The 26,502-nt window shown below is 64.5% G+C and carries 26 protein-coding genes, 1 tRNA gene and 1 pseudogene; 23 read left to right on the top strand and 5 right to left on the bottom strand.

The genetic code is table 11. The features are described from left to right. Positions 1-337 (bottom strand): annotated as a pseudogene (locus C442_RS11180) (peptidase); the annotation flags it as partial. A gap of 155 nt (positions 338-492) precedes the next feature. On the opposite strand from C442_RS11180, the gene C442_RS11185 reads away from it, so the two are divergent. After that, positions 493-1,233, top strand: a complete 741-nt coding sequence (locus tag C442_RS11185; protein ID WP_008310485.1) for an NAD(P)/FAD-dependent oxidoreductase — start codon at positions 493-495, stop codon at positions 1,231-1,233. 61 nt (positions 1,234-1,294) lie between these two features. Here the strand turns inward: C442_RS11185 and C442_RS11190 are convergent, their stop codons facing one another. Then, a complete protein-coding gene (locus tag C442_RS11190) occupies positions 1,295-2,359 on the bottom strand; it encodes a M48 family metalloprotease (RefSeq protein WP_008310486.1) in 1,065 nt (354 codons plus the stop codon). Between the two features lie 102 nt (positions 2,360-2,461). Here C442_RS11190 and C442_RS11195 point away from each other — a divergent pair, with 102 nt between their 5' ends. From C442_RS11195 to C442_RS11295, 21 genes are all read left to right on the top strand, one after another. Then, positions 2,462-3,571, top strand: coding sequence for a DUF4129 domain-containing protein (locus tag C442_RS11195; RefSeq protein WP_152418458.1), 1,110 nt, complete (start codon positions 2,462-2,464; stop codon positions 3,569-3,571). After that, entirely contained in the window at positions 3,571-4,314 is a 744-nt protein-coding gene (locus C442_RS11200) for a DUF7269 family protein (RefSeq protein WP_008310489.1), read from the top strand. Before C442_RS11195 ends, C442_RS11200 begins: the two co-directional genes overlap by 1 nt. Then, on the top strand, positions 4,311-5,630 hold the full coding sequence (locus tag C442_RS11205) for a DUF58 domain-containing protein (RefSeq protein ID WP_008310492.1): 1,320 nt from the start codon (positions 4,311-4,313) through the stop codon (positions 5,628-5,630). Before C442_RS11200 ends, C442_RS11205 begins: the two co-directional genes overlap by 4 nt. Further along, on the top strand, positions 5,627-7,192 hold the full coding sequence (locus C442_RS11210; protein ID WP_008310494.1) for a DUF7519 family protein: 1,566 nt from the start codon (positions 5,627-5,629) through the stop codon (positions 7,190-7,192). The genes C442_RS11205 and C442_RS11210 overlap by 4 nt, the downstream gene beginning before the upstream one ends. 49 nt (positions 7,193-7,241) lie before the next feature. Beyond that, complete coding sequence (gene coaBC, locus C442_RS11215) at positions 7,242-8,408, top strand: bifunctional phosphopantothenoylcysteine decarboxylase/phosphopantothenate--cysteine ligase CoaBC (RefSeq protein ID WP_008310496.1); 1,167 nt, start codon at positions 7,242-7,244, stop codon at positions 8,406-8,408. 151 nt (positions 8,409-8,559) lie between these two features. After that, positions 8,560-9,603 (top strand): monovalent cation/H+ antiporter subunit E, encoded by a 1,044-nt coding sequence (locus C442_RS11220; protein ID WP_008310498.1) that lies wholly within the window; start codon positions 8,560-8,562, stop codon positions 9,601-9,603. After that, positions 9,596-9,871: a cation:proton antiporter gene (locus tag C442_RS11225; protein ID WP_005535719.1), complete on the top strand. Its 276-nt coding sequence runs from the start codon at positions 9,596-9,598 to the stop codon at positions 9,869-9,871. The genes C442_RS11220 and C442_RS11225 overlap by 8 nt, the downstream gene beginning before the upstream one ends. Further along, positions 9,868-10,188: a monovalent cation/H(+) antiporter subunit G gene (gene mnhG / locus C442_RS11230; protein WP_008310505.1), complete on the top strand. Its 321-nt coding sequence runs from the start codon at positions 9,868-9,870 to the stop codon at positions 10,186-10,188. Before C442_RS11225 ends, mnhG begins: the two co-directional genes overlap by 4 nt. Then, positions 10,185-10,730, top strand: a complete 546-nt coding sequence (locus C442_RS11235) for a DUF4040 domain-containing protein (protein WP_008310506.1) — start codon at positions 10,185-10,187, stop codon at positions 10,728-10,730. Before mnhG ends, C442_RS11235 begins: the two co-directional genes overlap by 4 nt. After that, a complete protein-coding gene (locus tag C442_RS11240; protein WP_008310507.1) occupies positions 10,727-11,200 on the top strand; it encodes a Na(+)/H(+) antiporter subunit B in 474 nt (157 codons plus the stop codon). The genes C442_RS11235 and C442_RS11240 overlap by 4 nt, the downstream gene beginning before the upstream one ends. Further along, positions 11,200-11,556, top strand: coding sequence for a cation:proton antiporter subunit C (locus tag C442_RS11245; RefSeq protein WP_008310508.1), 357 nt, complete (start codon positions 11,200-11,202; stop codon positions 11,554-11,556). Before C442_RS11240 ends, C442_RS11245 begins: the two co-directional genes overlap by 1 nt. Next, the gene (locus C442_RS11250) at positions 11,549-13,048 is read left to right on the top strand and encodes a monovalent cation/H+ antiporter subunit D family protein (RefSeq protein WP_008310509.1); all 1,500 of its coding nucleotides are present in this window, start codon (positions 11,549-11,551) and stop codon (positions 13,046-13,048) included. Before C442_RS11245 ends, C442_RS11250 begins: the two co-directional genes overlap by 8 nt. Continuing rightward, complete coding sequence (locus tag C442_RS11255) at positions 13,045-14,733, top strand: cation:proton antiporter (protein WP_008310510.1); 1,689 nt, start codon at positions 13,045-13,047, stop codon at positions 14,731-14,733. The genes C442_RS11250 and C442_RS11255 overlap by 4 nt, the downstream gene beginning before the upstream one ends. Then, positions 14,733-16,514 carry a Na(+)/H(+) antiporter subunit D gene (locus tag C442_RS11260; RefSeq protein WP_008310511.1) on the top strand — a complete coding sequence of 594 codons (1,782 nt, stop codon included), beginning with the start codon at positions 14,733-14,735 and terminating at the stop codon, positions 16,512-16,514. Before C442_RS11255 ends, C442_RS11260 begins: the two co-directional genes overlap by 1 nt. A 194-nt stretch (positions 16,515-16,708) precedes the next feature. Then, positions 16,709-17,167: a type IV pilin gene (locus C442_RS11265; RefSeq protein WP_008310513.1), complete on the top strand. Its 459-nt coding sequence runs from the start codon at positions 16,709-16,711 to the stop codon at positions 17,165-17,167. A 113-nt stretch (positions 17,168-17,280) separates the two neighbouring features. After that, a complete protein-coding gene (locus C442_RS11270; RefSeq protein ID WP_008310516.1) occupies positions 17,281-17,859 on the top strand; it encodes a DUF7344 domain-containing protein in 579 nt (192 codons plus the stop codon). 262 nt (positions 17,860-18,121) lie between these two features. After that, on the top strand, positions 18,122-18,622 hold the full coding sequence (locus tag C442_RS11275; protein ID WP_008310518.1) for a type IV pilin: 501 nt from the start codon (positions 18,122-18,124) through the stop codon (positions 18,620-18,622). A 298-nt stretch (positions 18,623-18,920) separates the two neighbouring features. Beyond that, entirely contained in the window at positions 18,921-19,409 is a 489-nt protein-coding gene (locus tag C442_RS11280; protein WP_008310520.1) for a hypothetical protein, read from the top strand. After that, positions 19,406-21,316, top strand: coding sequence for a hypothetical protein (locus C442_RS11285; RefSeq protein ID WP_008310522.1), 1,911 nt, complete (start codon positions 19,406-19,408; stop codon positions 21,314-21,316). The genes C442_RS11280 and C442_RS11285 overlap by 4 nt, the downstream gene beginning before the upstream one ends. Before the next feature lie 44 nt (positions 21,317-21,360). Continuing rightward, the gene (hpt, locus tag C442_RS11290) at positions 21,361-21,930 is read left to right on the top strand and encodes a hypoxanthine/guanine phosphoribosyltransferase (protein WP_004518711.1); all 570 of its coding nucleotides are present in this window, start codon (positions 21,361-21,363) and stop codon (positions 21,928-21,930) included. A 153-nt stretch (positions 21,931-22,083) separates the two neighbouring features. Further along, entirely contained in the window at positions 22,084-22,494 is a 411-nt protein-coding gene (locus C442_RS11295; protein ID WP_239642296.1) for a hypothetical protein, read from the top strand. A 150-nt stretch (positions 22,495-22,644) separates the two neighbouring features. Here the strand turns inward: C442_RS11295 and C442_RS11300 are convergent. From C442_RS11300 to C442_RS11310, 3 genes are all read right to left on the bottom strand, one after another. Further along, positions 22,645-22,719, bottom strand: a tRNA-Met gene (locus C442_RS11300). Between the two features lie 74 nt (positions 22,720-22,793). Next, on the bottom strand, positions 22,794-23,276 hold the full coding sequence (locus tag C442_RS11305; RefSeq protein WP_008310531.1) for a GtrA family protein: 483 nt from the start codon (positions 23,274-23,276) through the stop codon (positions 22,794-22,796). Then, positions 23,276-24,043, bottom strand: a complete 768-nt coding sequence (locus C442_RS11310) for a glycosyltransferase (protein WP_008310533.1) — start codon at positions 24,041-24,043, stop codon at positions 23,276-23,278. The genes C442_RS11305 and C442_RS11310 overlap by 1 nt, the downstream gene beginning before the upstream one ends. Positions 24,044-24,160: 117 nt before the next feature. Here C442_RS11310 and C442_RS11315 point away from each other — a divergent pair, with 117 nt between their 5' ends. After that, a complete protein-coding gene (locus tag C442_RS11315; protein WP_008310535.1) occupies positions 24,161-26,479 on the top strand; it encodes a DUF2298 domain-containing protein in 2,319 nt (772 codons plus the stop codon). Positions 26,480-26,502 lie beyond the last annotated feature (23 nt).

Below are 26,502 nucleotides of genomic sequence, written 5' to 3' on the forward strand. Positions count from 1 at the left end.
GGTCGTCGGGTTCGAGGTCCTCGCGCATCTCGTCGGTGACCTCTGTCAGGGCCTCCTGATTGTTGCCGTGCTGTTTGATGATCACGCCGTCACTGGAGAGCTCCTGCACGGTCGCCACAAATAGCGGTGACTGCTTGAGCTTCTTGTTCTCGTGCGTGAGCCGTTCGAGCTTCTGCTGGTACTTGTTGTTCTCCGCGTTCGCGTCCAGCAGCTTGTCGCGCATCTCCTCGTTCTGGGATTCAAGCACCTCAAGCCGCTCCTGCAGCGCCTCGATCTTCTGTTGCTGAGACGCGTCATCGTCGTACGGCATATCGACCTCGTCGACGGTGTCGGTCATTACGACGCCTTTAGTGGGTGTATCGTTATGAGGCTTCGGGTAGTCTCAGAAACTGTATCGCCCGGCGTGTGCCCTGAGGAGACCGCTACTGGCCGCTTTCTGTCTATAGGTCTCAAACCGGCACGTTTGTTGGCCCCCACTGGGAACATCTGTCCATGCCAACCGACCGCGAAGAGGTCATCATCGTGGGCGGGGGCGTCGCCGGGCTCTCGGCGGCGATCTACACCGCTCGCGCCGACCTGTCGACTCGGATCATCTCGACCGGTGAGTCGATACTGAACCGCAATGCTCACCTGGAGAACTACCCCGGATTCCCGGCGGGAATCAACCCTCGGCTCCTGCTCGAACTCATGCGGGCACAGGCGCGTCGGGCCGGCGTCTGGTTCATCGACGGCGAGGCCGAGCAAGTGGCGGAAACCGAGGGGGGCTTCGAGGTGACCTGTGCCGACGGTGAGTCCTACGACGCGATGTACCTCATCGCCGCGTCCTGGTCGGACCCCTCGTATCTGGACGGACTGGAAATCGGGCTCATCGACCGCGGGTCGAAGCAGTTCATCTCAACCGACGACCAGGGGCGGACCGACATCGAGGGGCTGTACGCGGCCGGTCGGCTGGCCGAGCAGCACCACCAGACCATCGTCGCCGCGGGCCACGGCGCACAGGTCGGGCTCACGCTGCTGGAGGACGCAGACATCGACTTCTACCACGACTGGACCGCACCGGAGGGATATTTCACTGGCCGCGACCGACCGGTTCCGCCGGGCTGTGAGGAGATCGACGAGGCAGAGCGCAAGCAACGCGAACAGGAGTCACTGGAGGTCATGCGGCGGTACTTCGAGGAGCCGATGCCGGGCGAGCCGACGATGCACCCGAGCGTCGACCAGGATTCAGACTGAAAGGGACTGCTGTAACAGGGTCCCGGTTCGACCGTACGGCGGTCGAAACGGCTTCCGGCAGTCACTCTGCCCCTGTTTCGAGCGAGCGCGCAACTGACTGCAGCCGTTCGATTCGCTCGGCTGTCGGCGGGTGTGACCGCGTTTCGATAGACAGGGAATCGCTCGACGCCTCGGTGTCAAAGCCGTGTGGAAGGAAGCACAGTCCGCGAACGCCCGCGTACGCGGAGCGCTTGTCGGTCCTCGGGCGGTCGTCAGCTCCTTCGAGTGTCTCTAACGCCCCGACGAGCGCGGCGGGGTCGCCGGTCAGCTGGGCCGCGCTCCGGTCGGCGGCGAACTCCCGAGCGCGCGACAGCGACCGGCCGAGGACGACGACGGGGGCAGTGAACACGCCCAGCGCGACGCCGCCGAACAGGACTGTCACCGCGAACAGGAACAGGAAACCAAGCGTGAACGAGAGGCTCCCGACGGGGGCTGCAAGCACCCGGGCACTGAACACGTACGCGAGTCCGAGCGCGACCAGCCCGAGCGCATAGCGACTCCCGTTCCCGCCGGGGAGGTGGTCATCGAGCGGGTCGTACTCGCCGTTTGTCAGCGACGGGAGGAAGCTGGCCAGCGTCATGACGGTCGCGTCGCGGTTGACGACGTGCATGAGTTCGTGGGCCAGCACCGCGTCGAGTTCGTCACCTCCGAGCGTCGACAGCAGTCCCTCGCTGACGACCACCGTCGCGCCGCCGAGCGTCCCGATGGCGAAGCTGTTCGGTACGTCGGCGTCCGCGACGGCAATCCGTGGCGGCGTGAGGTCGGCCAGTTGTGCGAGCCGCTGTACCCGTTCGTGGAGGGCGGGGTACTCCTCGGGGCCGACGATACGAGCGTCGACCTCGGCCATCGTCTGGGCGCTGGTGTATCGCAGCTGTGCCCAGACAAACGCCACGAGGGCGGGGGCGAGAACGGCCACCCACCAGGCGATGCGTGCCGACGCCCCACCGAACGGAAGCGAGGACGCAACGGCGTCCCGCACCGGCGCAAGCCAGGGCGTCAGGAGCACCGCCGCGGTCGCGACCACAGCGAGGTCAACGGCGAGGAGGAGCAGGAGAGTCAACAGGATACGGCGAGTCAGTGTCCGCATAGGGGGTAGTTCTGCTATACCCACAGCGAATGAAAGGTTTTCTGCTCGGACAGTCCAGCAGTGAGAGAAAATACTTATTCTACCGCCGAAAACGGTCCCGTAGTGTCAACAAAGCTGGTGCGTGCCGCCCTCGCCCTCCTCTGTGCGGTCGCTGTCCTGTTCGGGACGGCGCTGTTTCCCGGCGCGCTCGGCGTCGAGTTCGAGTCGAGCGGTCCCCTCGACAGCCGAGCGAGCGAGCCGGTCACACCCGGCGGCACAGCGCCCGACGAAGTCGACGGTGGGTCGACACCGGTAGCGACGAGCGATGGGACAGAGACGACGCCGAGCGCGAGCGACGAACAGGCGGCGACAGCGACGCCAACACCGACGGAGACGGCGACAGAGACACCAGCGGCCAGCGAGGGCGAAGACAGTGGATCCCCCGTGCTGGTGAAACTGATCGGGCTGGCGCTTATCGGCGGGTTCGGCGTCGTCGCGGTCGGTGTCATCCGGGCGGCATCGGACCCGGAACGCGACGGGTCGACAGACGCCGGATTCCTCCTGCACCCGCTCCTCGACAGATTGGCCGGGACAGTCGTCTCGGCGGTTTCGAACGGCGCGGTTGGGCGGACCATCGGTCGGATTCCGAGGGTAACGACCGCCGCGCTGCTCTCGGGGTCGGCGGCGCTCTCACGAGTCGGGGCCGGTATCAGCGCCGTCTCCGGCGGTGTCCTGACAGGATTGACAACCGGAATCGGGTCGGTCGGCACGATGTCACTGCGAGGGGTTGCCGGCCTACCGAGTGCGCTCGGGTCGCTCTCGGTCGCGCCGTTCAAAGCCCTCAGCGGCTTCGGCGGGACCGGCGGCTTCCTCGCCTCAGTCCGGAGTGGCGTCGACAGCCCGTCGCTGTTTGGTTCGTCGGACTCGGAGCCAAGACAGTCGACGGCCACCGAATCGACGGCAGAGGCGGACGACGGCCCGGACATCGATAGTCTGTCCGTCCAAGAGGCCTGGGCACTGCTGGCCGACCGCGTCTCCGTCCCGGACCCGGAGACGGCGACGCCCGGCGAGTACGCCCGCCGGGCTATCGACAGCGGACTTCCGGCAGAGCCCGTTCGCCGGCTAACAACCCTCTTCCGCGAGGTCGAATACGGCGGGCGGTCGGCGACCGGTGCCCGAGCCGAATCGGCCCGGAACGCCCTCAGACAGCTCCTCGGCGGAGGTGACGACTGATGAGCGATTCAGAGTCACGACAAGGTGAGACCGCCAGCGCAACCATCGACGTCAGCGTCGAACGCCCGACACCGGGGCGCAAGTTCGTCCGGCACACGCTGTTGGGACTCGTCGCACTTGCCGGGGCGGTGTTCGTCGTTACTTTTCCCTCGGTCCTGCCGGACGTCGGTAGCGGGACGGCCGAGCGGCTCCAGCTCGGTGCAAGTATCGGTGCCGTCGTAATCGGCCTTTTCGGCCTGTACACTGTCGTCCGGACGCAGGACTCCGCACTTCCGCCGATAAAGGGGAGCCAACCGCACAGCCCCTATCGTGACCGTGGCACCGACGACGAGCCGGCAGAACTGCTCGACGAACTGCTTGAGTCCGAGGCGACACAGGCGAAATCCGGCGATATGGTCGGCGAGGATATCGACGAGTTACTCGCGAAAATCGACGGGCGTGTCGACCCCTACAACGGCCTCGAAGCGAGCTATGCGTCCGAAGTCAGGAACAGGCTCCGCGAGGCCGCGAGACAGGTGCTGGTCGAAACGGCGGACATGTCGACGGAGGCGGCGGCCCGGGACGTCCGTACTGGCTCGTGGACGGATAACCGCCGGGCGGCCGCGTTCCTCGGCGGTCCGGACGCGCCTGACCCGCCAATCGAGATGCAGTTACGGGACTGGGCCAGCGGCGAGGGGTTCGACCGGAAAGTCGAGGCTGCGGCAGCCGAGATACGCCGGCTCCAGCGGGGTGAGGGTGCATGAGCACCCGAGAGACCACACAGCGCAACGTCGGTGTCTCGGCCGCGCTGGTGGCCGGCGGGGCCGGAATCGTCACCGGGAACCCGGCGATTTTCATGGTCGCGGCGGTGGCGCTTGTGTACGCGGCCTATCAGGCGGCCATCGGCGACCCCGAACCGACGCTCACAGTCGAGCGTCACGTCGAACCGGCCGACCCGCTCCCCGGCTCGGAAGTGACAGTGACGCTGACGCTCACGAACGACGGGGACGCGACCCTGCCCGACGTTCGCGTCCTCGACGGCGTCCCCGAGCGGCTGGAAGTAGTCGAGGGGTCCCCGCGCTTTGGTACCCATCTCGAAGCCGGGGCGTCGGGTTCGGTCACCTACACCGTCGAAGCCCGGCGCGGGGACCACGCGTTCACCGACGTAGCAGTCGTCTGCCGGAACCTGACCGGGACCGTCGAGTTCGCCGAGCAGGTCACCGTCGAGACGACGGTCTCGTGCAGTGCCAGTGTGGACACTGTCCCGCTCTCGGGCCAGACGCTCTCCCAGTCCGGGCGCGTGCCGACGGACGCAGGCGGGAACGGCCTCGCCTTCTACGCCATCCGCGAGCACCAGTCCTCGGACCCGATGAGCCGCGTCGACTGGAACCGCCTCGCGAAGACCAACGAGCTGGCGACAGTCGAGTTCAAGGAGACGCGGGCGGCCACCGTCATCACGCTCGTGGATTCCCGACATCCCGTTGCGGGCGAAGCGGGCGCACCCACGGCTGTCCAGTTCTGTGCCTACGCGGCCCAGCAGGTCGGCTCGGCGTTACTGGACATGGACAACCGCGTGGGCGCCGCCGTCTACGACAGTTGTGAGACGCTCCAGCCGTCGGCCAATCGGGCACAGGAACAGCGATTGGAGGCGTTTCTGGAGACGGTTGTGAGCGGGTCGGTCACTGGGTCGGCAGGGACCCGCAGTTCGTCGCTGCTCGACACCGGCGCCCGGCGAATGTCGTCATCGACCGAGACGGCAGACCGGTACGGTATCGCCGACGGCGGCGACGCGGTGGCGACACTCGACCGCTCGATACCGAGCGAGTCACAGGTCGTGTTCTGTACGCCCCTGCTCGACGACCGAGCGGCCGATGCGGCAAAACGGCTCGCGGCGTACGGACACGCAGTCACGGTCGTCAGCCCGGACATGACGACCGGGGACAGCCCGGGCAGTACCGTCGAACGAATCGACCGAACGGCCCGCCTCGACGACCTTCGAGGGAGGGTTCGAGTCGTCGACTGGACGCCCGCGGAACCGCTCGCCAAAGCCCTCATTCGCGCAACGGAGCGGTGGGCATGACGGAGTTCGACAGTCGACCGGCGGCATCGAGCGCGGCGCTGGCCGGGAGCGTGGCAGTCCTCGTCTCGCTCGTTCTCGCTGTCGTTGTCGTGGACCCGATAGTAGTACTGACCGGCTTCGTCGGCGGGCTCTGTCTCGCGGCCGGGGCCTGGGCGCTCCGTAGCGATACCCACGAACGCATCGCCGGCGGCAGCGTCGCCGTCGTCATCGGCGCGGGCGTGTTCTGTGGGACCGCGCTACTGGCTGCTGACTACTGGTCGCTCGCTGTGGCGCTCGGGTTCCCGCTGGCCGCCACACTCGTCGTCATCGACGCGAGTAGCGGACTGGTGCCACCGACCGACGCGACGGACGAACTCACGGCGATGCTCGACGAGAGTTTCGTGGTACTGGTGGTCGGTACTTGCGTCACAATCGTCTGTGCCGTCGCCGCTGCCGTCAGGCTGCCCTGGGTGCTCGTCCGTGTCGTCGCCAGCTTCTCGGTCCAGCCGCTCGTGGGCTTCGTGACGCTACAGGCCGGCGTCCTCCTCGCCCTGTTGTTGCTGGACCGGGTCACGGAGACGCTGGAATCGTGGATTCCGGCACCCACGGCGACGACCGGCCGGACGCTCGGGCGGCTGGACCTGCTGGGGACGAGCTGGTGGGACGTCGACCGCTACGTCAAAGCCGCCGTGGGCCTGCAGTTGCTCGTCGCGTTTGTCCCGACGGCGCAGGGACTGTTCGACCGATTCCTCGGCACCCTCCCGGTGGTCGGGCCGTCTCTGCGGGTCGCTCTCAGTGGCCCGCTCCATCTCCCCCTTGCGGCCGGACTGCTGGCGTTACTGAGTATCCTCGTCGTCGAACAGCTCCGGCAGTGGCTGCTGCAGTGGCTCGGGGACGACCCCGGACGGTCGCTGGCCCGGCAGGCCGGCAGTATCGTGGTTCCTATCGGACTGTTGCTGGGCGCGCTAGCCCTTACGGCCGCTGGCGTGACCCGGCGGGTAGCACCGACCTATACTGGGGGCGGCCACTACGGCTCGGCGACCGTGGTCCTCCTCGGCGTCTTGATTTCGGTCGTCGTCCTTCGCGGGCTCGTCACGGTGCTGTCCGAACTAGTCGGTGCGGAGTTGCTGTCCCGACGTGTGGCGGGATTCGCGGCCGGGAGCGGACTCCTGTTCGTCATGACGCTGCTCGGAGCGGAGCGCGGACTCGCACCGATACTCGTCCTCGTCGGGAGCGCGGCAGCGCTGCTGGTCTGGGACGCCGGCGCGCACGCCAGCAGTATCGGCCACCAGCTGGGCCGGGACGCCGAAACGACCGACAGCGAGTTCGTCCACGTCACCGGCACTGCGGCCGTCCTCGCCGGAGCTATCCTGCTCGTGATGCTCGTCAGGTACGTTCTCATTCCGGTCGCAGTTCCGACCACGTCGACCGGACTCTCGCTCAGTTCGGTAGTCGCGCTCGGACTGGTCCTGCTTGCGATAGCCGCCTTCACCCTCGCGCTGAACGCTCACGACGGGGGACCACGTACCAGCAGCGACAGGAGTGATACGCGAAACGAGCAGCCCGCTACTGACGGCGACTAGCCCGCCGGAGAGACAGGGGCTTTTACCCCCGCACCGCGAACCGGCAGGTATGCTGACCGGAGTCAACGTCGTTCTGGGGGTGTCGGGGTCTATCGCGGCCGTCAAGACGGTAGAACTCGCACACGAACTCCGACGACAGGGGGCGTCCGTCCGGGCCGTGATGACCGACAGCGCGACGGGGATCATCCACCCGTGGGCACTCGAGTTCGCGACGGACAACGAGGTTGTTGCCGAAATCACGGGCAGCGTCGAGCACGTCGACCTCTGCGGACGGTCGGGCTGGGGAGACGTGCTCTTGCTCGCGCCGGCGACGGCAAACACCGTCGGGAAGATCGCGGGAGCCATCGACGACACGCCCGTGACGACGTGTGCGACGACCGCCCTCGGCGCGGACGTGCCGGTCGTCGTCGCGCCGGCGATGCACGAGCCGATGTACGACCACCCCGGCGTGCTGGACGCTATCGACCGCGTCGAGTCCTGGGGCGTCGACTTCGTGGACCCCCGAATCGAAGAGGAGAAGGCCAAAATCGCGACCGAGGAGGCCATCGTCACGGCGACAGCACGGGTCGCGGGTGACCGGCCGCTGGCGGGCGAGCACGTCGTCGTAACGGCGGGCGCGACCACGGAGTCGGTCGACCCGGTGCGGACGCTCTCGAACCGCTCCTCGGGACGGACCGGCCGGGCAGTTGCGCGGGCCTGTTACGCCCGCGGGGCCGACGTGACGCTCGTCCACGACGGGGCAGACGTGCCGTACGCCACCGTCGAGCAGGTCGAATCAGCCGCGGAGATGACCGAGGCCGTCCGTCGGGTCGCCGACTCGGCCGACGCGCTGGTCTCGGCGGCCGCCATCTCGGATTACACCGTCGAGCAGGCACCGGAGAAAATCAAGAGTGGGCAGGCGGAACTGACGCTGACGCTGCAACCGACGCCGAAACTCATCGACACCGTTCGGTCGGCCCACCCCGACCTCCCTATCGTCGGGTTCAAAGTCGAAACCGAGGGCGACGACGAGACGCTGATCGAGCGCGCCCGCGAGATACGCGAGCGGGCCGGGCTGACTTTCGTGGTCGCCAACGACGCGAGCGTGATGGGGGCCGACGAGACGCGCGCCCTGCTCGTCGACGCGGACACGGCCACGGAGTACGTCGGAGAAAAGGAAGGGCTGGGCGCTCGTGTCGCCGACGAACTCGGTGCCCATCTGTCCAGTCGTGGCTGACCGCGTAACCGATTACGAAATAGTTTTGCGTGTTCCGTTGCTCCGGTCCGATAACGACAGTACTGCCCGACGAACCGCTATTCGGAGTTTCTAAACAGATACTGTGACTGTACCACCACCCCGTCGCCTGCTCGTGCCAGTAGCCGATTCGGTGACGGTCCGTAACACCGTCGCCTACGCCATTGAACAGGCCGAATCGGCGGCCAGTGAGGGACAGCAACAGGTATCCCTGCACCTCGTCGCCGTCGCAAGCACGCGCGCCGTCGACCCCGACGCCCAGACGGAACTCGGCCAGGCCAAAGACCTGCTCGACCGAATCGAGGTCTGGCTCGACGAAGATCTGGGTGCTGACCCGCCGTCGAACCTCGACGTGGAACTGGGCGTCATCGGTGCCGACCGCTACCTGTTCAGCCCCGGCGATTACGCCGACGTGATACTGGCCTACGCCGACGAACACAGCATCGAACGGGTCGTCCTCGATCCGGAGTTCAACCCGGGCGGCACGACGCCGATGCTCCGGCCGCTCGAAGTCGAACTCGTCCGGGGCGATATCGACGTCGAGACCGCACCCGTCGAGCGGCCGGCACGGTCGACCGCGCTCGCTCGCGCCGCGACACTCCCGAAGTATCTCACCATTTTCGGGGCGTCCTACCTGTTTTATCTGCTGTTGAGTTCGTACAAACCGCTGGATTTCCTCACTGGCGCGATAACGGCGACTATCGTCACTGCATTGCTTGCGCCGATCGCGTTCAGTCGCCAGCCGTCGCTGACACGGGTTCCGGGGCAGTTCGCCCGGATGGCCCTCTACATCCCGTACCTCCTCAAAGAGATCGCGGTTGCGAACCTCGAAATCGCCTACGTCGTCTTGCACCCGTCGCTGCCAATCGACCCCGAGATGGTCGAACTGGAGGCGGCCATCTGGGGAGACGGACCGGTGACGACGCTGGCAAACAGCATCACGCTGACGCCCGGGACGCTCACCGTCAGCGTCTCCGAACAGGCGTTCGATATCCACTCGCTCACAGGGAGTGCGCGCGAAGACCTGTTCGACGGCGGCCTCGAACGGGCCGTCCGGTTCGTCTTCTACGGCCGGGAGGCCGCAGCGATTCCCTCGCCGCGCGAACGGGGGCAGGGGGACGGCGACGGCACAATCGAGAGCGACATCGACGACCCGGAGGTGGCAGACGATGATTGAGTTCGAGGCGGCGCTGCTGGCGATCGCCAGCGCGTTCGTCCTGTTCGCTATCGTGTCGCTGTACCGCGTGTTCGCGGGGCCGACGGACCACGACAGAGTCATCGCGGTCAACGTGATGGGGACGAACACCGTCATCGCTATCGCGCTCGTCTCCGGCGCGCTCGATAAGCCGCTGTTCCTCGATATCGCGCTCGTGTACGCCCTGTTGAACTTCCTGCTCTCGATAGCGTTCTCGAAGTTCAACGTCGAACACGGGGGTGTGCTATGACGCCGCTGGAGTGGGGGATCGTTGTACTCGCACTGGTCGGTGCGTTCTTCGGTGGCGTCGCCTCGGTCGGCATCGTCAGACTGCCGGACGTGTACACTCGGACGCACGCGGCCTCGAAGAGCGATACGCTGGGTGCCGTCCTCGCTATCGGGGCCGCCGCGCTCGCGATTCAGACCGACCTCGCGACGATCAAAGCCGTCTTCCTGCTGGTGTTTATGTTTCTGACGAACCCCACCGCCGCCCACGCCGTCGCCCGGGCGGCACAGGACCAGGGTATCGAGCCGTGGACTGCCGGCGATGAGGAGGGCGAGTCATGACGCTCTCACTTATCGAGGGAGTGTTGCTGGTGTTCGTGCTGTGCTGTGCTATCGGCGCGGCCGTACTCCGTGACGTGCTGGCGTCGCTGATGGCGTTTGCCGCCTACAGCCTCGGCATCTCCATTATCTGGGTGATGCTCGAGGCCCCTGACGTGGGGCTGACCGAAGCGGCTGTCGGGGCCGGCATCATGACGATCCTGTTCATCCTGGCGCTGGCAAACACCGTTCGGCCACAGGAGAACGGCCTGTTCGAGTCGATCAGCGTCCCGACCGTCGTCCTGGTCGGTGCGTTCGTCGTCGTCATGATCGCGACGGTCCCGTCGCTGCCCGCCGTCGGGGCGGACGGCGCGGCAAACCCCGTCGTCAGCGGCGAAGTAACGCAGTACTACATAGACAACGCGTACGCGGATACGGAAGTCAAAAACGGTGTGACGGCCGTGCTCGCGGCCTACCGTGGATTCGACACGCTGGGTGAGGCGGTCGTAGTCTTTTCCGCCGGCGTGGCGGCACTGACCGTCCTCAGACAGGAGGTGTTCGCATGAGTAGCGACGAGCGAACCGGACTGTACGTCGAGAGCACGATCATCATGACGACGGTCCGCGTGGTGTCGCCGTTCGTCCTCACCTTCGCCCTGTTCGTGATGTTCCACGGCGCGAACTCCCCCGGCGGGGGATTCCAGGGCGGGGTCATCGCCGGGTCGGTTGTGATGATGCTCGCCTTCGCCTACGGCATCGACGCGGCCCGGGACTGGCTCGACGTCCGCGTCGTCGCCGCGCTCGCGTCCGGCGGCGTGCTCACGTTCGCGGCAATCGGCCTGGGAACGATGCTCCTGGGCGGGAACTTCCTCGAATACCACCTGTACGAACAGTTCATCTCGCATGTGGTCGCCTACGCCATCGAGCTCGTCGAACTGGCCATCGGTGGTATCGTCGCCAGCGTTGCCATCGGCCTCTTTTTCCTGCTCGCGGCCGGGTTCGGCCACGCCGTCGACTCACCGGAGGATGAGAGCTAATGTTTGAACTGCTGAACTCACACTACAACTACTTCGCGGTGATGCTCCTGCTGGGTATCGGCCTCTATATGCTCATCGAGTCCCAGAACCTCGTCAAGAAGGTCATCGGGATGAACATCTTCCAGACGGGCATCTTCCTGTTTTTCATCACGCTCGCGTTCCGGGCCGGCGGGAACCCCCCGATAATCAAGGAGGGCGGCGGCCCCTACGTGAGTCCGCTGCCACACGTCCTCATCCTGACCGCTATCGTCGTCGGGGTGAGCCTGACCGCCGTGGCGCTGGCGCTTATCATCCGCATCTACACCGAGTACGGAACGCTTGACGAAGACAAACTCAAACAGCTCTACTATGATTGAACAGCTCCCTGTGTTGCTGGTCGTCCTGCCGATCGTCGGCGGTTCGATACCGCTCGTCGCCAGCCTCGTCAGCGACCGGGCAGGGTGGCCAGTCGCGACGCTGACGCTCGTCGGCCAGGCCGGTCTGGCCGGGCTGCTCGCGTGGACTGTCAGCGCGAGCGGAACTGTTTCCTACGCGGTCGGTGGTTTCGCCGCCCCGTACGGCATCGAACTCGTCGTCGACGGGCTCTCGGGGGCCGTCGCCCTGCTCGTGGCCGTCGTGTCACTGGGCGTGCTCGCGTACGCTCGACAGGCCGGCCCGCACTCGAACGCCTTCTACGGCCTGTACCTGCTGCTGGTCGCCGGCCTGACGGGGATGACCGTCACCGGCGACGTGTTCAACCTCTACGTGTTCCTCGAAATCACGGGGCTCGCGGCGTACGGCCTCGTAGCCAGTGGCCGGGACGCCAGCGCCGCCGTCGCGGCGTTGAAGTACCTCATCATCGGGACCGTCGGGGCCTCGCTGTATCTGCTCGGCGTTGGCTACCTGCTCGCGGCGACAGGGACGCTCAACATGGCTGACCTGGCGAGCAAACTCGGGGAGATGGCGGCCTACGACTCGACGCTCGTCCTGACTGCGTTCGGGCTGATGATCGGCGGGCTGACGGTGAAAGTCGCCCTGTTCCCGCTGCACACCTGGCAGCCAGACGCGTACGCGAACGCGCCGGACACCGTGAGCGCGTTCATCTCGGCGCTCGTCTCGACGGTGTCGGCGTACGCGCTCGCCCGACTGCTGTTTTCCGTGTTCACCGTGGAGTTCCTGGCGGCCGTGCCCGTCGCTCGCTGGGCGCTGGTCGGACTGGCTTGCGTGAGTATTATCGCCGGGAGCGCGCTCGCCGTCTCGCAGGACAGCGTCCAGCGGATGCTCGCGTACTCCTCGGTGTCGCAGTTCGGCCTCGTCATCGCCGGATTCGCCATCGCGACCCCGCTGGCCGTCGTCGGCGCGACCGTCCACCTGCTCGGCCACGCGGTGATGAAAGGCGGGCTGTTCGCCGCGACGGGGGTCATCGAGCGTAAGACGGGCGCGACGACTGTGAACGGCTACGCCGGGATGGGAAGCCGCGTCCCGCTCTCGGCGTTTTCGTTCGCCGTGCTCTCGCTGGCGATGGTCGGCGTTCCGCCGGCGGTCGGGTTCGTCGGCAAGTGGTACATTGTCCTCGGCGCGGTCAACGCCGAGAACTGGCCCGTGGTGGCCGTGCTGCTCGCGAGTACCCTGTTGACGCTCGCGTACTTCGCCCGCCTCGTCGAGCGGCTCTACTTCGCCGAGGCGACCATCCATTCGGAGGAGACACCTGCCGAGGCTCCCGTGACGGACGGGAGCGGACAGGCGGTCTCGTTCGGAATGATCGCCGTCGTCGTCGTCGCGGCCGCGCTCGCGGTCGCGCTGACCGCAGCCGTCCCGGCGTTCGAACAGGTGCTTCGAGACACGCTTCTACCCATTCTAAACCAATGACTGAATTACGACCCATCCTGGCAATACTCGTCTCGGCGGTGGCCATCCCTGCGATTCTCTCGCTCAAAGGCCGGCCGAACGTCCGGGAGGGAGTGACCCTGGCCGTCGCGTTCGCGAAGTTCGGGATCATTGCGAGTATGGTTCCCGGCGTTCTGAGCGGGACACGATACGGTTTCTCCTTCGGAGAGTTCGCAACCGGTATCGAACTGGCGTTCACCGTCGACCCGCTCGGGTTGCTGTTTGGCCTGCTCGCGAGCCTACTGTGGATCGTCACGAGCTTCTACAGCATCGGCTACATGCGCGGACTCGACGAACACGCACAGACGCGGTATTTCGCCTCCTTCGCCGCCAGCCTCGCGTCGGCAGTCGGCGTCGCGTTCGCCTCGAACTTGCTGACGCTGTTCGTCTGTTACGAACTGCTGACGGTGTCGACGTACCCGCTCGTCACCCACGACGAGACCGACGAGGCCCGCGCCGCCGGCCGGAAGTACCTCGCGTACACCTTCGGCGGTGGCGTCGCCGTGCTGGGTGGAACGGTGCTGGTGTTCGTCCTCGCTGGGACGACCGCATTCACTCCCGGTGGCCTCGAAGGCCTCGCGACGGCCGACCCGACGCTGGCGCGGGCGGCCTTCGCCCTGCTTGCGGCCGGTTTCGGCGTCAAGGCCGCACTGATGCCGATGCACTCCTGGCTCCCGGACGCGATGGTCGCGCCGACGCCGGTGTCGGGCCTACTCCACGCCGTCGCCGTCGTCAAGAGCGGTGTGTTCGGTATCGCTCGGGTCGTCCTCGACGTGTACGGAACCGGGACGATGGAGCAACTCGGCGTCGGCCTCCCGCTCGCCGCGATTGCGGCCTTTACCCTCCTGACCGCGAGTATCATCGCGCTCAGACAGGACAACCTCAAGCGTCGGCTGGCGTACTCGACGATCAGCCAACTGTCCTATATCGTGCTGGGGCTGGGCCTGCTCCACGGGCAAGCGCTGACCGGCGGCCTGCTCCACATCCCCGCCCACGCGTTCATGAAGCTCACCCTGTTCTTCTGTGCCGGCGCAATCCACGTCGAAACCCACACCGACGACATCAGCGACATGGCCGGCATCGGGAAGCGGATGCCGCTGACGATGGCCGCCTTCGCCGTCGCCGCGGCGGGGATGGCCGGGATTCCGCTGGTCGCCGGGTTCGTCAGCAAGTGGTACCTCGTCATCGGCGCGCTGAGCCTCGATGGCGGGCTCATCTTCGCCGCCGCGTTGCTGGTCTCCGGCGTGCTCAACATCGCGTACTTCTGGCCCATCGTCTATCAGGCGTACTTCGAGTCGCCGGAGGGCCACGACGAGAAGCCCCTCATCGGGGGACCACTTGGCGGGCGAGACAAGGTTCGGGCCGACGGCGGTGAGGACCACGAATCGGGCGCTGCCGACGGTCACTCCGACGAGGGCGAGGTACCGAAGCCAGAACACGTCGACCACCTCGGGAAACACGACGAGGAACACGAACACCACGGCGGCCCGCCCGCAGGCGGCTGGGACGACCGCGGCTGGCGCGGCGGCGAGAGTACGTGGTTTATGCTCGGGCCGATACTCACCGCAGCCACGCTGTCGCTCCTGCTTGGGACGGTGCCACACACGGCCGTCTTCCTGCAAATCGTCGATGCTATCGTCGAGAACCTCCCGGGGGTGGTTGTCTAATGTCGATGCTGACGACGGTTCCGCCGGTGGTCATACTGCTCGCGCTGGCAATCGTCGTCTCCCGGCTCCCGCGGCGGGCCGGACACGCCATCGGTGCGCTCGTCCCGGCGCTGGCGGTGCCGTGGGCAGTCATGGTGCCCGAAGGCGCACACCTCCGGACCCAGTTCCTCGGGTTCGACGCCGTCCTCCTGAACGTCGACCCGTTCTCCCGGCTGATGGGCATCATCTTCGGCCTCATCGCCGCCGTGGCTGTGCTCTACTCCTACGCCAGCGAGGCTGACACCACACAGACGGCGTTCGCGCTTTCGTATGTGGCGACCAGCTTCGGGGCCGTGTTCGCCGGCGACTGGCTCACACTCATCTTCTTCTGGGAGCTGATGGCCGTCACCAGCACGCTGCTGGTGTGGCACTACGGCGGCAAGGCGGTCCGGGCCGGCTTCCGGTACGCCCTGCTGCACGGCCTAGGCGGCACGCTGTTGATGGCCGCCATCCTCCGGCACTACGTCGAGGTGGAGACGTTCCTGTTCGCATCAGTACCGGGTGGCCCGGAGACGGCCGGTATTTCGTCCGGGCTGGCCGCCGCGCTGGCAGCTATCGGTATCGGCGTCAACGTCGGCTTCATCGGCCTGCATGCATGGCTACCCGACACCTATCCGCGCCCGCACATCGCCGCCAGCGTCTTCCTCTGCGTGTTCACGACCAAGACCGGCGTCTACGGTATGTACCGCGCGTTCCCCAACGGCCACGAAGCCATCGCCTATATGGGCGGTGCGATGGCGATTTTCGGCGCGCTGTTCGCGCTGTTCCAGAACGACATGCGTCGGCTCCTCTCCTATCACATCCAATCCCAGGTCGGGTACATGGTCGCCGGCGTCGGTATCGGCTCGTCGCTCGCTCAGGCCGGCGCGTTCGCGCACGTATTCAACCACATCCTCTACAAGGGCCTGCTGTTCATGACCGCGGGTGTCGTCATCTACCGGACCGGCACGGAGAGCCTGAAGAAACTCGGCGGCCTCTGGCGAGAGATGCCCATCACCGCTGGGGCGTTCTCCGTCGCTGCGCTGTCTATCGCCGGCTTCCCCGGCTTCAACGGGTTCGTCAGCAAGGGGATCATTATCTCCGGGAGCCACTACACCTTCGGAAAGGGACCGCTCCCGCTCGGTGAGTTCTATACGCTCGAGTGGATGCTACTGCTGGGCGGCGTTGGCACGTTCATGTCGTTCATCAAGTTCGGCTACTACGCGTTCTTCCACGGCGAGTACGACGGGAGCGTGCCGGACGCGAACCGTCTCCAGAGCGTCGCCATGGTGTCCGTAGCCGCGCTCTGTATCATCTACGGTGTGTACGATACAGCCCTGTTCACCATCCTTCCGTTCGACGTGACGAGCGGGGCCGTCGTCGACCACGTCTACGAGACCTACACCATCCCCCATCTCATCGAAGGAGTCGTGCTCGCTGTCCTCGGGCTGATCGGCTTCGCGGTGACAAAGAAGCCCCTCTCGAAGCTCGGCCGCGTCCCGGATATTGATAAACTGTACAACCCCGCCGTCTTCTATGGCTCCCGCGGCCTCGTCGTCGGCGTGACCGAACTGTACGCCGCCGTGGACCGCACAGTGGTTCAGGCGACGACCGTCGTTACGCGAACAGTGACTTCCCCGAACGACGTGATTGCCCGATTACGCGACGACGACAGCCTCGTACATCCGATGCGGGCCGGTATCGGACTCAGCATCCTCATCCTCGCGGTCTTCGTTACGGTGGCACTGCTGGCCCTTTCATGATGGTATAAAAACATCTTCTGTGATAATTGAGGGCACAGTCAGGGATATTTGGGTTCAAACACCTCAGAATAGTTGTTAGCAGGTGAGGTGATTACAGTCTCTGATAATACAGGTGCAGACTTATATATCTCCATAGCTACGATTCGATAAGCACGGCATAACAGGGGGACCTGTTGATGCGTGCGGACACAACAATGGAACTCAAACGATTCTTCAACGACGACGATGCTGTGTCGCCGGTCATCGGGGTCATCCTGATGGTCGCAATCACGGTCATCCTCGCGGCCGTTATCGCAACATTCGTCCTCGGTCTGGGCGATCAGGTCAGCAACACGGCACCGCAAGCCAGCTTTAGTACGGACTACGATAGCACTGGTGGTGCGGGAAGCTCAGGTGAGGTAGACATTACTCACGACGGCGGTGATTCAATTAAAGGAAGTAACCTCTATGTTCGTGGGTCAGATCTTACCACCACAGGCGAGTGGATCAGTGACATCGGTGGTGCTACGAGCGGAGATAACAGTAAAGTAGTTGCTGGTGACCGGGCAACAGTTGGCGTTAGTTCACAGTCCTTCGAGCTCAGAGTGGTCTTCCAATCCGCAAATGGCGACAGCTCCGCAACGCTCGCCTCTGCAACCGGACCGAGCGCATAAGCTCGCGACATATCGTTTTTTCCGGCAATGAAATCCATGAGTTTATAACTAATGCACACTCTGAGTTTGGCTGTATTCCCTGCGATGGGTGGTGGGGAACTGGAGAATATGATATGAGTAAGCAGGTAGAACGGTCGGACTCCACGACGGACGAGGACCTTTCCAAAGGCGAGATATTCGACGTCCTGCAGAACGAACGGCGTCGCTACACGTTGCAGTATCTACGGGCACACGACGGGCCAGTACAGCTCGGCGACCTCGCGTCACACGTCGCCGCACAGGAGTACGAGTGCCCGGATACCGAGGTTACGAGCGCGCAACGGAAGCGCGTCTACACCACGTTACAGCAGTCCCATCTCCCGCGGATGGACGAAACGGGTATCATCGACTACGACGATGAAAACGGGACGATCTCCAAGACTGCACACACGGAGGAACTCACCGTCTATCTCGAAATCGTGCCGGGAAGCGAGTTCCCCTGGCGCGAGTACTACCTCTCGCTCGGCGCGGTCAGTCTGGCAATCGTGACGATCCTCTGGGTCGGCGTCTATCCCTTCACGGCAATTCCGCCGCTGGTCTGGGCCACGCTGATCGCAGTCGTACTCAGCGTCTCCGCGGGCTATCACACCTACGCCGGTCGTGAGATGACACTGACGGAGTATGTAGCGCAGGAAGCCGAGTCCGACAACTAAACTCCTGTTTATTTCACGGCCTGTATCGTTTCGTTTGTCTCGGTTACCGCTGAACTATCCGCACACCGCCATATCGAATTTCGGCGGTACAGCCAGCCTTGAAGGCTTTCAAGGCGATGTTGAACGGCTAAAACGTGTTGTGAGTATAAGTGGGCACATCTCATGTGGTTGAGTCAGCACACCCCGCGAGCCGGTAAGGAATTCCTTCGAACTATAAGGGCTTCCTACTCGGGTCACACTCGCGGTGTGCGTCGAACAAACCATGGATATCAAACAACTCATCCACGACGACGACGCTGTCTCGCCGGTCATCGGGGTCATCCTGATGGTCGCAATCACGGTCATTCTGGCCGCAGTAATCGCCTCCTTCGTGCTTGGTCTCGGCGACCAGGCACAGCAGGCAACGCCGCAGGCTAGCTTCTCATGGGAGTACGATGAACTTGGAGACCTCTCCGGTGGTGACGCAGCTGGTGTGATATCAGTCACTCACGATGGAGGGGATTCAATTGAAGCACAAGAAATGTATGTCCGTGGTAGCGGATTCGCGGATAGTAGTGATGGACTGTATAGTAGTTCTACAATAAATATAGGGTCAACTACGGACAATAGCTGGGACGAAAAGTTCGGTAGTAGCAGTGAAGTGACGGCTGGTCAGTCGATAAATGTAGCAGCTAAAAGCACCTACGAACTCCGAGTCGTCTACGAGCCCGTTGAGGGCGACACCTCTGCGACGCTCGCACAGGACACCGGTCCTGACGCATAATCTGGCCACAATTTTTCGTTTTTCAGCCGCTGAGCGGCAGCGCAGTGTCGTCTTTTGATAGCAGCAGATCTAAACAACCAGAAAGCGCCCCGGACACTGGGCTACTACGACTCGCTCCCCTCCCGCTTTGCTGCAGTGCTTATGTTATCTCAACCATAGGAATCCCCTTTCAGTCCCGTCCAATAGATTGGGCAACCAACTCAGAGAAGGGCTTCTGTCGTCAGAGTCGCCAACCCAGAATCAAACACGAGAAGTCGTCACGATACTTTTATTGCCAGATATCTAGAGACTGGTAACAATGGAAAGAACGCGGGCTGTTGTCACCAGTGTAATCGCCATTATACTCGGCGTCACACTGCTTTCCGGCCCGCTGGTCCCCGGCGTCACATTGGCATCCGAGCCAGACCCGGTGGCGCTCGAATCGGGCAACGTCACGGTTTCCGCGATTGAAATGCCGGAGAAAGTAACGATTGAGAAGGGGTCCTACGGCGCGGCGAGCTACTACCTCAACGTGCCGCCGGTCCGCGTACACTTCGCTAATCGGACCGGACGGCCGACCCTCGTCTACGAACTCACAATCGAGGAACTGGGGTACACGCGGACGACGAATCACTTCTTGGACGACTCGGCCGGTGACACGTACGACCTGACGCTGGCGTCGGACACGTTCACCGACGGGGAGATAGAGCGCGAACAGTACAACGGCACGGTGACCGTGAGCAAGCGCGACGGGGCGGGCCACGGCGTAGTGGCGACGCGCAATGTCACGATATCGGTGGTCGAATGACGGCGACGGAGTTCGTCGGGCGTCTCCGACAGCGGACGCCTGCGCTATCGAACACCCGCGAGACGGTGTATTCGGTGCTGTTCGGCGACCGGCTCGGCCTGGCTGTGTTTCTCGCGACGGTCGTGCTGTTCGGGCTGCTGTGGCGGACGGCGTTCCTGATAACCGATTCCTACACACTGGCAAACGGGTTGTACAGCCTCTCGAACGGACAGCTAGCGATGACTGAAGCGGCCTACGGCCCCGGACTCGATACACCGGGGGCGAACAGATACGGCGGCCAGTGGTACGCGCGCAACTACGGTGTTGTTGTCCTCTCGTTGCCGGCCGTATTCGTGCTCGACCTGTTCACCGCTGTCGTCGAACTCCGGATTGCACTGGTCGCGCTCTGGTCGCTCGCGCTGCTGGCACTGGTGGTCCAGTGCAGTCACTACACCGACGGCGACTGGGTCCTCTACGGCGGTACCGTTGCCGTGCTGGGACTGTTCGGGCTGAACGTCACGCTGGCACAGCCACTTGACGCCGGCCGAACTCATCTCTACGCGCTGCAACTGACGCATCTCCTCATCGCGGCGTTTACGCCGGTGGTTTTCTATCGGCTTCTCAGTCGGATGCACACACGCCGGCTGGGGCTCCTGAGCGCCGTGGTGCTCACAGCCGGGACACCGCTGGCCTTCTGGGCGACGGTGCCGAAGCGCCACGCCGTCACCGGGACGGTGGTCGTCTGCATCGCGTACTGCCTCTATCGAAGCCGCGAGCCAGCAGACGGGGCAGTTATCACGCAACGTCAGACCTTCCGCGCGCTCGGTTACGCGACAGTGGGACTGTACGCCTGGGTACACGCTCCGGAAGCGCTCCTGCTCTGTGTCGCCCTGGCGCTGGTCGACATCCCGACAGCTCCGGACAACAGCCCACGGACGCTCGCTCGTATCGGCATCGTCTTCGCCCTCTCCCTGCTGCCGTTCATCATCACTAATATCGCAATCTCCGGGTCTCCGGTCAAGCCCCCGAGGGTGGTTTCCCGTGTCGGCTCTCTCAGCGGCAATACTGCGAGCGGTGCAAGCGGCAGCGGTGGTAGTGTCGGTGGCGGCAGTGGCGGGTCCGGTGGATTGCTCACGCCGCTGGCACCCCTGCTCGGGATCCTCGAAAGTGGGATGCGGCCACTGCTGCTGCTTGGCGGCGAACTCGTTTCGGGACTCAAAACACTCCAGCAGCAACCAGATGACGTGTATCACGCGTTCGTCCGATCAGGAAGTGCGAGCGGCGCGCTCGATAACACCGGTGAGGAATCCGTCAATCTCTCGCTGCTCGAATCCGCACCGGTGCTCGTTGCTATGCTCGGCGCGCTTCCAGTCGTCCGACGGCTGCGTTTGCCCTCGTCGATGGCCGACCGGACGCTCAGCGCCGACCGTGTCGTGGACGCGTTCGCCATAACGGCGTTCGTCGGCGTCGTCCTGCTGTACAACAGCCGCTTGCCGCTGCACGCGCAGGTGACCGCCCGGTATCTGTTCCCGCTCTATCCGCTCGGCGTGTATCTGTTCGTGCGGCTCCCAGCGGTACGCGGGAGCCTCGCGGACCACTGGGACGTGTTCCTCTGGACAGTTGCGGGGACCGTGTTGATCGGCGGGCAAGTGACTGTGGTGTTCGTCGCGCTGACGGTGAACGGCATCGGCGAAGCGTTCCAGTTGCACGCGCTGCTCGCGCTTGGAATCGCTATTCCACTCGGTATCTGGGCACTGTGTGGTCGCTCCGAAGACCGAGCCGGGCAGGCCGGTACAGTGCTTCTCGGTGCCGCAACGGGCGTTGCGACCGTATTTCTACTCCTAACCACCGTCGAGTACTACGCACTGGGTGATGCGCACCTCCTGCCGATGATGCGAGCGCTCGGTGAGTTGCTGGCGCTCTACTGAGTCGGTGACGGAGAATTTTAGTACGGGCTTGTAGTACCGCCAGCATGGACCGACTCAAGAAGTCCCTACTCGAAGCGCCAATTATCGAGAAGGAAGGCTATCACTACTTCGTCCACCCCATCAGCGACGGGGTCCCGATGCTTCGACCGGAACTTCTGCGCGAGATCGTCATCAAGATCATCCGGAAGGCAGAACTCGACGACGTCGACAAAATCGTCACACCGGCGGCGATGGGTATCCACATCTCCACAGCCGTCTCGCTGATGACCGATATCCCGCTCGTCGTCGTCCGCAAGCGCCAGTACGGACTCGACGGCGAGGTATCGCTGTCTCAGGTGACCGGCTACTCCGAGAGCGAGATGTACGTCAACGACGTGTACGAGGGCGACCAAGTGCTCGTGCTCGACGACGTGCTCTCGACCGGTGGGACGCTGGCCGGACTCACGGGCGCGCTCGAAGACATCGGTGCAGACATCCGCGATATCGTCTGTGTGATCAAGAAAGCCGACGGGACGAACAAGCTCGACGAGGCGGGGTACGACGCCAAGACGCTGATCAACGTCCAGGTCATCGACGGCGAAGTCACTATCGTCGACGAGCACGGCGACGACTAGAGCGGCTGTTGATACGGTTCCTGTAGCGAGTCGAGAGCGAGCCGCCAGTAGTCACCAGTAGGCTTACAAAAATCTGAGCCGATACCGGCTGTTGTGTCCCCCTCCATTCGGTCCCGCACAAAGGATTTCGCCGCACTGTTTAGTTCACTTGCTTTGCTTGGGCCACTGACGCTCGGGCTACTCGTCCTCGCAGGCAGAATTATCGCCGATATAATAGGAGTCGCGGTTCCGGACCCGCTTGGAACCATCGGCTTCAGCGTGGCCGCACTGCTGGCACTCTGGCTGGCGCTGGAGGGGGCGATGGTACAGCGATACGGGCTCGCTACGCTGGACCGCGGCGGTTCATTTCAGCGTGCTGCCCGGTATCTGTTAGTCACCGTCACGACACTCGCCGGACTTATCGTCTCTATCGGGTTTTTAGCGCTGTCGCTCCCGTGGGCATTCGAGACGCAGAATACGGCTGCACAGGTCCTTGGCGTGCTGCTCGCCACAGCGTTGGTCACCACGCTGTACCGAACACTCACAGCGGCCAGAGAAGGGTACCTCCACAGCAGTGAGCAATAGCGGTGAACAGGCTGAAAGCAGTCTGCAGCGCGAAAACATTGCAGGAGGTAGATTTGAACCACGTTCACGTCGCTCCCTTTGGTCGCTCGTGACCTACTTCAAATCTACTGGACTACTCCAGTCGTTCACGGATTTGTGAGCGACAGAATATAGCGGGAGGTAGATTTGAACTACCGATCTGCGGGTTATGAGCCCGCCGGAATCTCCTGGCTATCCCATCCCGCTACCTTCTCGTAGTCCGGTCCCCTCATTAAGGGTTGTGATTCGAGTGCCGTCCGTGAGTTAGTAACGCGCTATTCTCACTCGTCCGCGTGGACCTGCCAGGTGAAGATACTCTCGGCGACGTAATTGACCAGCATCGCGACTCCAATCGCGAGCGGGCTCGCAGCGATGAACCACAGATCAGTTCCGGCGACGACGAGTTCAACCGTCAGCCACTGCGTAAGCAGCCAGTAGACGGCGAGCTGTACCGCGACACCGCCGGACCGGACCAGATGGGATTTCCCGAGCCGTTTGGCGAACGAACGGCGGCCGGTGTCACCCTGGCCGGCGAACGTCCAGTGTTCGTTGACCAGAAACATCACGAGGATCGCCGTCTCGACGCCGGCGGCTTTGGCCCACATATCGCTGACGCCGAACGCCAGGCCGAGTACGGCGAGGACCGTGTTGTCGCTGACCGCGCCGACGACACCGACGGAGACGAACTGGCCGAACCGGACGCCCGACACGAGTGACTCGAACCGGTCGGGAACGACGCGGCGAACCTGCTGTTCGATGTCCATCATCGGTCTTTCTCGACAAGGGCGGTTGGTTCGTCGAGGTGATCGGCCAGAGCCGTGTGGAAGCGATCATCGCGCAGTTGCTTCGACCGGTGACGGGCCGTCAGCAGTGCCTCGAGCAGGTCTATCGACGTCCGTATCGGCGACACCGTCGAGCCTGGCTTGTCCTCCCACTCAATGGGGACTTCTTCGATAGACAGGTCCAGCGCCGCGGTGATAGCTATCAGTTCGACGTCCCACGCGAACCCGGGTTCGTACAGATGGTCGCGTACACGCTCCCAGGCGGCCGCGCCGATGGCTTTCGCACCGCACTGGTAGTCGTACAGCCGCGCGTCGAGCAACTGGCCGGCGAGCCACGCGAAGCCGTCGCCGAGGAACCGCCGGGCGAACGTCTGATGGGTGGCGACCGTCGCGTCCGGGTGACGTCGGGAGCCAACAGCGAGGTCCGTTCGGCCGTCGGTGACCGGGTCCAGTATCCGTTCGAGCGAGCGGACCGGTGTCGACCCATCGGCGTCGACGAAGGCCAGCACGTCCGTCTCCAACCGCTCGAATCCGGCGGTGATCGCTGCGCCCTTCCCGCGACGGTAGGGCACAGTGTGGACCGCTGCCGGGAGCGACCGGAGCTGTGCAGGGACGCCGTCTCGTGGCGCATCGAGTTCGACGACAATAGTCCGCGGATCGAGGGCATCGTCGATAGCGGCGATATAGGTCCCGAGCTGGTCCATGTCGGGACGGTAGGCTGGGAGGACAACCCCAACGGTCGGCGACATTGCCGAGTAATCGGACAGGCGGAAGTAAAAACAGTTCGAAGCTACCGGTCCCTAATCAGGTCATAAGTCCGGGAGCAACGAAAAAGCGTATAGGCCAGCGAACCGGTCCCTTCACTGATGGAATACGGGCTCCTCGCCTCCTGGCTCGCCCTCTACCTCCTGTTACTGTACGCTGGCGGGACCGTCGCTGGACTGCTGTTCCCTCGCTTCGCCGACCGCGGGCTCGCCTTCGGCGTCCCGGTCGCCGTCTCGATACTGTGGCTGGTCACCTACTTCGCCGGTCGCCTCTCGCTGACAGTCGGTGTCTGGCTCGGCGTCGGCGTTCTCGCTGTGAGTACGCTAGCTGTCTGGTGGATTGATGGCGGACCGAACGCTCGAACCTATGCCGAGACGGCCGGCGTCTTCACAGTCGCGTTTCTGTTCGTCGTCGGCATCCGCGCGCTTGACCCCGGGATCGTCCCCATTGGCGGCGAGAAGTTCCTCGATTTCGGACTGTTGCAGTCGCTCGTGCGGGCCGACAGCCTCCCGCTAGAGGACATGTGGTTCGCCGGCGAACCGGTCGCGTACTACTACGGCGGGCACCTCGTCGCGGCGATCCTCACCAGAATAACGGGAACCGCGGGACAGTTCGCGTACAATCTCGCGCTGGCGGGCTTCTACGCGACGCTTGTCACGGCGGCGTACGGACTGGCGGGCGCTGTCGCGAGCGAACGCGGTCTCCCACGACGACTGGCAGCCGGCCTCACGGCGTTCTGTGTGGGCATCGCGAGCAATCTGTCGACACCCGCCAAGTTCGTCATCTGGCTTCTGCCCGATGGATTGAGCCAGACAGTCGTCGAGCGGGGCGGTTACGAACTGGACGGCCTCGCATCGGGTCCGGACTCGTTTAGCTACTGGGACGCGAGCCGCGTCATCGAAGATAGCGCGGCCGATTTCGGAACGTACGAGCCCGGCGCTGCGCTGGTCATCGACGAGTTCCCGCTGTTCGCCTGGCTCAACGGCGATATGCACGCACACATGATGAGCACGGGCTTTCTGTTGCTGGCCGCCGCGCTCTGTTTCAGCTACTACCAGACGCCGGCCGCCGAACGCCGCCGACGGGTCGCACTGCTGTTCGGCGCGCTCCCGGCCGTCGCCGGCATCATGGCCGTGACGAACACCTGGTCGTTCCCGTCGATGGGCGGGCTGGCCCTGCTGACGGTCACCGTCGCGCCGGCCGACCCGACGACGCTCCTGCCGAAGCATGTCGGACAGCGACTCCGGCTGAACGGGCCGGGCCAGGAGGGCGTCCGAATCGGACTGGGGCTGGCAGTCGCTGCTGTCGTGCTCGTGCTGGGACTGCTCTGGTCGCTCCCGTTCTGGCTCGGCCCGGCGAGCGGACGCGAGATAGCGGTCCTGCCCGACCGAACCTCGCTGCTTGAGCTCCTGGCCGTCCACGGCCTGTTCGTCGCCCCGTTCTGGCTGTACCTGTACGCCCAGACCGGGCGTGCCGTCGGGCGGAGCACGGCCCGCATCGTCGGGCTCGTGACCGTGGGCACGGCGGCGCTCGCGGCCACGCTCGACGTCGCGGCGGTCGGCCTGCTCGCCCCCCTGCTGGTCGGCGCGTGGCTGTTCGCGCGCTCCCCGACGCTCGACCGAACCGTCGATGCGGTCCCGGCGCTGGCTGACGGCGGCGACCGACCTGTCGGCTTCGAAGCCGTGCTGATTCTCGCCGGCGCGGGCCTCGTGCTCCTCGTGGAGTTCGTCTTCGTCAGGGAGAACATCGGCCGGATGAACACCGTCTTCAAGACGTACATGCAGGTGTGGGTGCTCTGGGGGGTGGCTGTCGGCCCTGTGTTGGCGTGGCTGCTCACCCGCTGGCGGCCAACCGACGACCGCGCGCGAGCGTGGGCCAGCATCGGCGTCCGAGCGTTCGTCGCCCTGTTGGTCTGTTCGGCGTCGCTGTACGGCGTGTTCGCGCTCTCGAACCACGTCGAGGCCGCGGGCGATCCGACACTGGACGGGCTGGCCTATCTCGACGACGACCACCCAGAGGAAGCCAAGGCGATTCGGTGGCTCGACGACAACACTGAGGGCCGACCGACCATCGTCACGGCCGCGCCCGCGGGCTATCAGTGGAACGCCGACGACGGTGAGGGCGCAAGCGCACCGTCGAGCCTGACCGGCCTGCCGACCGTCGCCGGCTGGACACACGAGGCCCAGTACCGCAACGACACGGTGTACGACCGCCGCGTCGACGACGTGGAGACGATCTACACCGGGGACGCGACCGAGCAGCGTCGCCTCCTCGAAGCGTACGACGTGCGCTACGTCTACGTCGGGCCGGCCGAGCGGGCCCGCTACGGCGACGTGACTGTCGACCAGCTACAGGGCGTGACCGTGGCGAAACAGGCCGACGGCGTCACTATCTATCAGGTGCGACCGGAGTACTTCTGAAAACGGAGAGCGGATTGCTGCGG

The organism is Haloarcula amylolytica JCM 13557 (assembly GCF_000336615.1).
In the GTDB taxonomy this organism is placed as follows: Archaea; Halobacteriota; Halobacteria; order Halobacteriales; family Haloarculaceae; genus Haloarcula; species Haloarcula amylolytica.